Below are 8,503 nucleotides of genomic sequence, written 5' to 3'. Positions count from 1 at the left end.
CGAATCCATCGCCACGATTCATCGCGCGCTGGAGCTGGGCGTGACCTTCTTCGACACCGCCGAGGCGTACGGACCGTATCGCAACGAGGAGCTGCTGGCCCGCGCGCTCGGCGGGAGGCGCGATCGGGCGGTGATCGCCACCAAGTTCGGCTTCAAGTTCGACGCCAGGGGGGCGATCAACGGGGTCGACAGCCACCCGGCGCACATCCGTGAGGTGGTCGAGGGTTCGCTGCGTCGGCTGAAGACCGACCACATTGACCTGCTCTACCAGCACCGCGTCGATCGGACCGTGCCGGTCGAGGACGTGGTCGGTGTCATGGCCGAGTTCGTCGCCGCCGGCAAGGTGCGACATCTGGGGCTCTCCGAGGCCGGCGAGCAGACCATTCGACGCGCGCATGCGGTCCATCCGATCGCGGCGCTCCAGAGCGAGTACTCGCTTTGGGAGCGGAACCTGGAGCCCCGCATCCTTCCTCTGTTGCGCGAGCTCGGAATCGGGCTCGTCCCGTTCGCCCCGCTCGGGCGCGGTTTCCTGACCGGAGGCGTCCGGCGCGCCGAAGAGTATCCCGAAGGGGACTATCGCCGCGGAGATCCGCGCTACCAGGGGGCCAATTTCGACGCCAACATGCAGGCCGCGCTGGCGGTGCGCGAGCTGGCCGCGAAGCGACGCGTCACCGCCGGGCAGGTCGCGCTCGCCTGGCTGCTGCAGAAGGGCGCCGATGTCGTGCCGATTCCCGGCAGCAGGCAGCGCGCGCACCTGGAAGAGAACGTCGGCGCGGCTTCCGTGTCCCTCAGCCCGGAGGACATGATCGCTCTGGACGCCGCGCTCACTCCCGACAAGGTCTCGGGGCCGCGCTACAACGAGCGCCAGCAGGCGCTGGTCGATCGCTGAGGGGAACGGCATGCGCATCGGCATTCTGGGATCGGGATTGATGGGAGGGAAGCTCGGGACGATCTTCGCCCGGGCCGGACACCGCGTGGTGTTCAGCTACGCGCGCAGCGCGAGCAAACTGCAGAGACTCGCGCGCAAGGCGGGAAGAGAGGCGCGCGCCGGCACGCCGGCCGAGGCCGCGAGCGAGGCCGACGCCTTGTTGCTCGCGGTCCACTGGTCGCGGGTCGGCGACGTGGCCCGGCAGGCCGGCGGTCTCGCCGGCAAAGTCGTGATCAGCTGTTCGCTGCCGATGAACGCCGACGACACTGGTCTGGTGATCGCTCACACTTCCTCGGGTGCGGAAGCGCTGGCAAAGCAATTCAGGAAGTCCCGGGTCGTCTCGGCGTTCGGCACCGTGCCGAGCGAGGTGCTGTTCGACGTGTTCGAGTCCCGGAAGAAGAGGCCGCGCCCGTCGCTGCTCTACTGCGGCGACGACGAGAGCGCCAAGAAGGTCGCCGCCCGGCTGATTCGCGATGTCGGCTTCGACCCGGTCGACGCGGGCCCGTTGCGGATCGCGCGCTATACCGAGCCGTTCACGCTGCTGATCGCTCGGCTCGCGTACGACGGAACGCGCGGGCCCGAGCTGGCCTATCGATTCAGCTGGTACTGAATCGGTCCCGGATCGCTGCGACGGAGGATCCGCTCGGCGGCCGTTCAGCTCCGCCGAGCTTCAGGTCCTCTCGCTCGCGATCGCGGAGGAATTGCCCCACCGCCCACTCGACTTCGCGCCCGGCCGCCGGTCCAAGCGTGCGATGCGGCGTACGAGTTCGGAGTGCGAGAAGCGCTCCCGTGTCTGGCGCTAACCGAGCGGCTTGCCCTCGCTTCCCGGCGGCATGTTCACGTGCAGATCGCGCTGCGGGAACGGAATGGTGACCCCCTCCGCATCGAAGCGGAGCTTCACCGCACGGGTCAGACTCCAGTACACCTCCCAGTAATTGCTCTGGCGCGTCCAGGCGCGCACGATGAAGTTGACCGAGGAGTCCGCGAGCTGATGGAGTCGAATGACGGGCGCCGGATCCTTGAACACGCGCTCGTCGGCCGCCACCGTTTCGTTCAGCAGTCGCTCGACCTTGGGGATGTCGTCGGCGTAGCTGACGCCGAACATCAGATCGACGCGGCGCAACGGCTGCGCCGTGATGTTGCGAATCACGTCGCCCCACATCTTCTTATTGGGCACGATCAACGTCTGATTGTCGAAGGTCAGCACGGTGGTCGAGACCAGGCTCATCTTCTGCACCGTGCCCATTGCTCCCGCGGCCTCGATGATGTCACCGACGTCATAGGGTCGGTACGCCAGGATCATGCCGCCGGCGGCGAAATTGGCGAGCGTGTCCTGGAGCGCGAAGCCGAGCACGAAGCCCGCGATGCCGAGGCCGGCCAGCATCGGCGCGAGCTGGACACCAAGCTGCCGCAGCACGAACGCGATCCCGACCAGCATCACCAGCCGGTACGACCAGCTGGTCGCGGTCTCCTTGAGCAGCTGGGAGAATGCCGAACGCGCCACGCCCCGCCGCACCAGCGCGCGCACCAGCCGGCCGAGTAGCGCGAAGCCGAACAGGATCAGCACGATCATCAGCGCCTGGAACAACCAATGGGCGCCGCGAGTCATGAGCGTGTCCACGAATTGCTGCCGCCAGTAGCTGAGCAAGCCAGCAATCACGCGCGGCTGGAGCACGAACGCGTTGAGCTCGCCGGTCTGGACGATCAGCGTGACCTTGAGCGCGGTGGCGTCGCTGCCGAGTTGCTCGAGCAGGGCGATCTCGGTCTCGAGATTGCGCTGAGTGCGATCGAAGCTCGCCTCGATGGCGTCGAGCTCGGTTCGTGCGGCATTGTCCCCGGGAGTGCGGCTGGCGCTCGCGCTTGCCAGCGCTTCGGTGCGAGCCAGCACCACGATTCTCGCGCTGGTCTGGTTCGCGACCTCGTCCAGCTTGTCCACCAGGTAGGCGCGCTGCGGCGCGACGTCCACCCCCAGCCGCTCGACCGCCAGCACGGCTTCCACCAGATCGCGGAAGATCCGGGCGGTGCGGTCGGAGTACTCCGAGATCTCGTTCTCGATCACCAGACGCTGGGTGGCGGTGGCGGCATTGCGCTTCTCGAGCATCGCGGCCATCACCGGCTCGCGTCGTTCCAGCTGTTTCAGATAACGAGGCCAGCCGGTCTGGATCGAGCGCTCGAGCATGGCCCGCGCCGGCCCAAGGTCGACTCCGATCTTCTTGAGCTTGAGGAGTTCGTCGGTGGCCTTGAGCAGTCCGGCCTGGAATTCGAGCTGCCGCTGCCAGACCTGTTCCTCGAGCATGATGCTGCTCTCGCCGCTGGCCCGGTCGGCGAGCGCGGAGAGGGAATCCCGCGCGCGTCCTGCCGAGATCACCGGGGCGAGGAGGTCGTGGATCCGCCTCTCGACGGCCGATGCGGAGTCCTGGGCCTGCGCCGGCAGCGCGCCGGCGAGCGCCAGTGCCACCAGGATGGATCGAACGAGGTATCGAGGGCTCATCTTTCCGGTTCTCCCGACTGCAGGGTAGCCTAGCACTGTGAGGATCCCGCAAACGGCGGACCCGCTACCTCGATGTTGGTGCTCCACCGCGCGCGTCCCACGCCGCGCCCGGCCATCACAAGGAGACTCGATGCGCAGACTCGTGCCCGTGCTCTTCTCGCTCGCGCTGATCCCCGCCGCCCAAGCCGCTCCTCCGCCGGGCCCCGACCCGGCCATCGCCGCGGCGATGGCCAGCGTGTCGCCCGACCGCCTCCAAGCCACCGACGCCAAGCTGGTTTCCTTCGGCACGCGCAGCACGTTCTCCGAAAGGATGGTCAACAACCGGGGCGTGTTCGCCGCTCGCGCCTGGATCGCCGACCAGTTCCGAGAGATCGCCAGGGCGAGCCACGGCCGCATGACCGTCGCCTACGACAGCTACGTCCAGAAGGCCGACGGCAGGCGGATCGTTCGTGACGTCGAGATCTCGAGCGTCATCGCGACGCTCAAGGGCGATGAGCCGGGCACCCGCACCTACGTGATGTCGAGCCACTACGACTCGCGCAACTCCGACGATGCCGACACCACCAAGGACGCGCCCGGGGCCGATGACAACGGATCGGGGACCTCGGCGGTGATCGAAGCCGCCCGGGTGATGGCGGCTCTGCCGACTCATGCCACCGTCATCTTCGCGACCTACGACTCCGAGGAGCAGGGGCTGTTCGGATCGGCCCACCACGCCAGGGCCCTGAAAGACGCCGGCGTGGACGTGCAGGGCGACCTCAACAACGACATCATCGGCGCGTCGGTGGGGGATCAGGGCGAGAGGAATCCCGACCAGGTGCGCATCTTCTCCGAGGCGCTCGCCGCCGGCGCTGATCCCGCGAGAGTGAATCTGATCGGCAACGAGAACGATTCACCGTCGCGCGAGCTGGCGCGTTACGCGCAGGAGATCGGCGATCGCTACCAGACCGGATTCCACGGCCAGCTGATCTTCCGCGCCGATCGCTTCCTGCGAGGCGGCGATCACGAATCGTTCAACGCGGAGGGATTCGCCGCCATCCGATTCGTCGAACCGGTGGAGACCTTCACGCACCAGCACCAGGACGTGCGCACCGAGAACGGGGTCGCATACGGCGATCTTCAGAAGTACATGGATTTCGACTACCTGGCACGGGTGACGCGCTACAACGTGTCGGTGCTGGCGTCGCTGGCCATGGGACCGGGGCGCTCGGACTCGGCGTTCGTCCTGACCCGGGCGCTCGACAACCGGACGCAGCTCACCTGGCACGCCGTCCCCGGCGCCGCGTCCTACGAAGTAGTGCGGCGAAAGACCACAGATGCCACCTGGACCGACCTGACCGACGTCGGCAACGTGACGGCGGTGACGCTGCCCTATTCCAAGGACAACTGGCTGTTCGCGGTGCGCGCGGTGGATGCCCAGGGCCATCGCGGCGTGCCGGCGTTTCCGACGCCGGTGCGGTAGAGGTAGATTCCCACACACGGGCTCACCACTCCGGATGACATCAAGTGGGGCGCTCCGCCTCCGGTGTTCAACCAGGCCGCCACCTTCGCTGTAGTCGCCGGCAATCCGATGGCGGCGGGTCCGTATGCCGGACGCCGCGCCCCGCTTGGGCATTGCCGGGCAGGGCGCAGGAAGCGATGCTGCCCGCGGTTGGAGAGGCGACCCGCGCCCAGTTTGGCGCCCGATCGCCACCGCGAGTGGAGCCGCGCGTGCGGTAGGATCGCCGCATGCTTCACTTGGGGATACTCGCGCACTCCGCGGACGGTGCCGCGCTCTGCTTCCTCGAGACGGTGCGCGAGAGCGCGCGGCGGCTCGGCCCCCACGATCATCCCGAGATCACGCTCTCGGTCTTGCCCATGAAGCCGGCGCTTGCTGCCTACGAAGCGGGCGATCTCGTCTCGGTGCGCGCGCAGCTCGCGCGCACCGCGCTCAGGCTGGCGGACGCCGGCTGCGACTTCTTCATCTGCCCCGACAACACCGCGCACGCGGCGCTCGAGCTCGACGGCCCGCCGCTCCCGCTGCCGGGACTCCACATCGCCGAGCTCGTGGCGCAACAGGCGAAGGCCGATGGCCGCGCGTGCGTGGGGCTGCTCGGCACCCAATGGACGATGTCCGGGAACGTCTACCCGGCGGCATTCGAACGCGCCGGGCTCGCGATGAAGACGCCGGGCTCAAAGGATCAGAAACTCGTCGATGACGTCATCTTCGACGAGCTCTGTCAGGGCCTCCTTCGCGACGAGTCGCGAAGCGAGTACCTGCGCATCATCGATGATCTGAAGCGCGCGGGCTGCGACGCCGTCGCGCTCGGCTGCACCGAGATCCCGCTGCTGGTGACACCCGAGGTCTCACCGTTGCCGACCCTCGATTCGACGCGATTGCTGGCGCGCAGTGCCGTCGCGGTCGCGCTCGGACTCGCTCCCAAACCGGCGTGGCGCGGCGGCCGAATCGAAGCGGTTCCAGCCGGGAATCCTTCCGGACGAGGCGCGCGAGCTTCCCCGGCTCGCCTGTGAACGACTCATCGCCCGCCGTCGATCGCCAGCGTCTGGCCGGTGGTCCACCCGGCAAACTCGCTCGCGAAATACAGCACACCGGGGACGACGTCGTCCGGCGTGCCGAGGCGGCGTAGCGCGATCGCCTCGACCAGACGCCGCTGTCCTTCATCGCCGTACGACTCCCACTGTCGTTCGGTGCTCGGATTGCTACGCACGAAGCCGGGCGCCACGCAATTGACCGTGATGCCCCACGACCCCAGCTCGTGCGCGAGCTGGCGCGTGAGCCCGATCTGCCCGGCCTTCGCCGCCGCGTAAGCCTGGATGCCGGTCAGGCTGACGCCCAGGCCCGCGCCGCTCGAGATGTTGACGATCCGGCCGTAGCGGGCGGCCTTCATCGCCGGGGCGACCGCCTGGCTGCAGAAGAACGCGCCATCGAGATTCGCCGCCACGATCGCGCCCCAGTCCGACTCGGAGACTTCTTCCAGCGGCCGGCCCACCTGCCCGAGCACCCCGCCCGCGTCGTTGACGAGGATGTCGATGCGGCCGAACGTCGCGAGCGTCTCGCCCGCCATCGCCTGAACCGCATCACGGCTCGTGACGTCGAGCGGACGCGCGGTGAGCCGCGAGCTGCCGGTGGCCGCCATCCGCTCGGTCTCGCGCAGCTCCTCGGCCAGCAGGTCGCAGCCGATCACGCGCGCGCCGAGCTCCGCGAAGGCCAGCGCGATCGCGCGCCCGATGCCGTGCGCGGCGCCGGTGACGATGACGACTCTCTGATCGAAGCGGATCTGCATGCGGTTCGAGCCTTCGGTTGCAGTCGGTCCCGCGGATGCGCGCGCCCGGGTCCCTACTCGACGTTCGGAACCCGCACGACGCTTCCCCTGGCCTTGGGATCGTTCGGATCCTTCACCACCGTCACGTACAGATCCTTCTCGCCGGGGCCGAATGCGACGTTCGTGGTGCCGTCGCCCGCTGCGATCGGGAACACGTGTAGCAGCTTCCCGTCGGGGGAGATCTTCAGGATCTTTCCGCCGAACCATTGAGCGACGTACAGATTGCCCTTGCGATCGAGCTTCATGCTGTCGGGACCGAGCCACCACGACCGATGCTTGTCCGGAACCAGCAGATTCAGGAGCGCGAAGTTCGCTCGCCGGCCGAGCGAGCCATCGGGACGGATCGAGAACTTGAGGATGCAATTGCCGACCGTTTCGCTCACATAGAGCGTCTTCTGGTCGGGCGAGACGCCGACGCCATTGGCGTAATTCAAGTCGTTCGCGACTTCGATCCATTTCTGGCTTCCGGGGGCCAGGTACAGGATCCTGCCGGCGACCTCGGTGGGCACCTCGTGATAGGGGCCGAAGACCGTGGCATACGCACCGCCATTCGGGGTGACCACGACGTCGTTGATGCCACCGGTGAACGGGCGGCCCCGGTCGTCGGCATCCCAGCGGTGGAGCTGCCGGCCCGTCATGTCCAGCTCGAGGATCGCCCCATGTTCGTCGGTGCAGGCGAGCAGGAAGGTCTTCCGCTTCGTCAGGGCGAGGCCATTGTGACTGCACCCGGGCATCGAATTGAGCACGGTGGTGGTCTTGCCGTCCCAGCGGGAGAGTGACCCGGTCGTCCACGCCACGTAGTAGAGGTTGCCGTCGATGAAGAGCGGCCCCTCGGGGCCGAGCACGTCGCTCACCACGGTCACTTCCTGCGCCTTCGCCGCCGCGGCGGAGAACATCAGGGCGAGAGCGATTCCGAGCAGCCCACGGACTTGCATGGGAGTCCTTTCGAAAGGGCGGATCACCGAAGAGCGCGATGCTACGCGCATCGGGGACGCCTTCCAAGAACGCTCATCGAGCAGGCTTCGAACATGCCGCTTCCCGCGCGCGGCGGCCGGCGCGAGAGCGCCCCGCTACTTCCCGAACCACTTTCGCAGCCGGCTCGCGCCGAATTCCTGCTTCTCGGCGACCAGCGCCGTGGACGGCGCCTGCAGCGTTCCGGTGGGCCTTTCGCCGCTCAGGAAATCGACGTCGACGCGACCGACCTCGCCGTGGCCGAATTCGACGTAGCAGGAGCCTTGTCCCTTGTAGGCCTCCGGAGCGGCGCCGCCACGCAGGTTCGCGATGATGGCTTGCGCGACTACTCGTGCGGAGCCCTCGGCGAACACGCCGGCTTTGGGCGTGCCGACGCCGTTCACGTCGCCAACCGCGTAGATGCCGGGAAAGCGCGTCTCGAGCGTCTGCTTGTTCACCGGCACCCAGTCGTGCCGGTGCGCCGCGAGTCCCGAATCGACCACGACCTGCGGCACTCGATGCACCGGTATGCCGAGGAACAGCGCGAACGGAAGCTCGCGGCCATCGCTCAGCATCGCCACCCTGCGGGTGGGATCGAGCGACTGCACCAGATTGTCCTTCACGAAGGTGATGCCACGCTCGGCGAACGCGGCGAGGATCGCTCGCGAGGTGTCGGGGGAGGGCGGGATCGGCGTGCCGAACGGCATCACCAGCAGGATCTCGGCGGCCCTGCGCAGGCCGCGGGCCTCGAGATAGTCGTGCAGCAGCAGCGCCGCTTCGCTCGGTGCGGGCGGACACTTGAAGGTCTTG

8 protein-coding genes are annotated in these 8,503 nt (G+C 67.9%); 4 read left to right on the top strand and 4 right to left on the bottom strand.

All coding sequences use genetic code 11. From position 1 onward, the window contains the following. Positions 1 to 889 (top strand): aldo/keto reductase (locus tag VMJ70_09985; GenBank protein HTO91451.1); only part of this gene is annotated, 889 nt, incomplete at its 5' end. A 10-nt stretch (positions 890 to 899) separates the two neighbouring features. Then, entirely contained in the window at positions 900 to 1,538 is a 639-nt protein-coding gene (locus VMJ70_09980) for an NADPH-dependent F420 reductase (protein HTO91450.1), read from the top strand. A 189-nt stretch (positions 1,539 to 1,727) separates the two neighbouring features. On the opposite strand, the gene VMJ70_09975 is transcribed toward VMJ70_09980, so the two are convergent. After that, positions 1,728 to 3,419 (bottom strand): mechanosensitive ion channel family protein, encoded by a 1,692-nt coding sequence (locus VMJ70_09975; GenBank protein HTO91449.1) that lies wholly within the window; start codon positions 3,417 to 3,419, stop codon positions 1,728 to 1,730. Positions 3,420 to 3,549: 130 nt separating this feature from the next. Between VMJ70_09975 and VMJ70_09970 the strand changes: the two genes are divergently transcribed. Together VMJ70_09970 and VMJ70_09965 are read left to right on the top strand one after the other, a co-directional pair. Next, the gene (locus tag VMJ70_09970) at positions 3,550 to 4,881 is read left to right on the top strand and encodes a M28 family peptidase (GenBank protein HTO91448.1); all 1,332 of its coding nucleotides are present in this window, start codon (positions 3,550 to 3,552) and stop codon (positions 4,879 to 4,881) included. Between the two features lie 266 nt (positions 4,882 to 5,147). Next, positions 5,148 to 5,930: an amino acid racemase gene (locus tag VMJ70_09965; protein HTO91447.1), complete on the top strand. Its 783-nt coding sequence runs from the start codon at positions 5,148 to 5,150 to the stop codon at positions 5,928 to 5,930. Between the two features lie 5 nt (positions 5,931 to 5,935). Here the strand turns inward: VMJ70_09965 and VMJ70_09960 are convergent, their stop codons facing one another. The 3 genes from VMJ70_09960 to VMJ70_09950 form a co-directional block, all read right to left on the bottom strand. Next, positions 5,936 to 6,703, bottom strand: a complete 768-nt coding sequence (locus tag VMJ70_09960; protein ID HTO91446.1) for an SDR family oxidoreductase — start codon at positions 6,701 to 6,703, stop codon at positions 5,936 to 5,938. 53 nt (positions 6,704 to 6,756) lie between these two features. Beyond that, entirely contained in the window at positions 6,757 to 7,677 is a 921-nt protein-coding gene (locus VMJ70_09955; GenBank protein ID HTO91445.1) for an SMP-30/gluconolactonase/LRE family protein, read from the bottom strand. A 135-nt stretch (positions 7,678 to 7,812) separates the two neighbouring features. Beyond that, positions 7,813 to 8,503 (bottom strand): FAD-dependent oxidoreductase (locus VMJ70_09950; GenBank protein HTO91444.1); only part of this gene is annotated, 691 nt, incomplete at its 5' end.

Source organism: Candidatus Sulfotelmatobacter sp. (genome assembly GCA_035498555.1).
In the GTDB taxonomy this organism is placed as follows: Bacteria; Eisenbacteria; RBG-16-71-46; order RBG-16-71-46; family RBG-16-71-46; genus DATKAB01.
The sequence above is the reverse complement of the archived record's forward strand: the minus strand, read 5'-3'. Positions and strand labels throughout refer to the sequence as shown.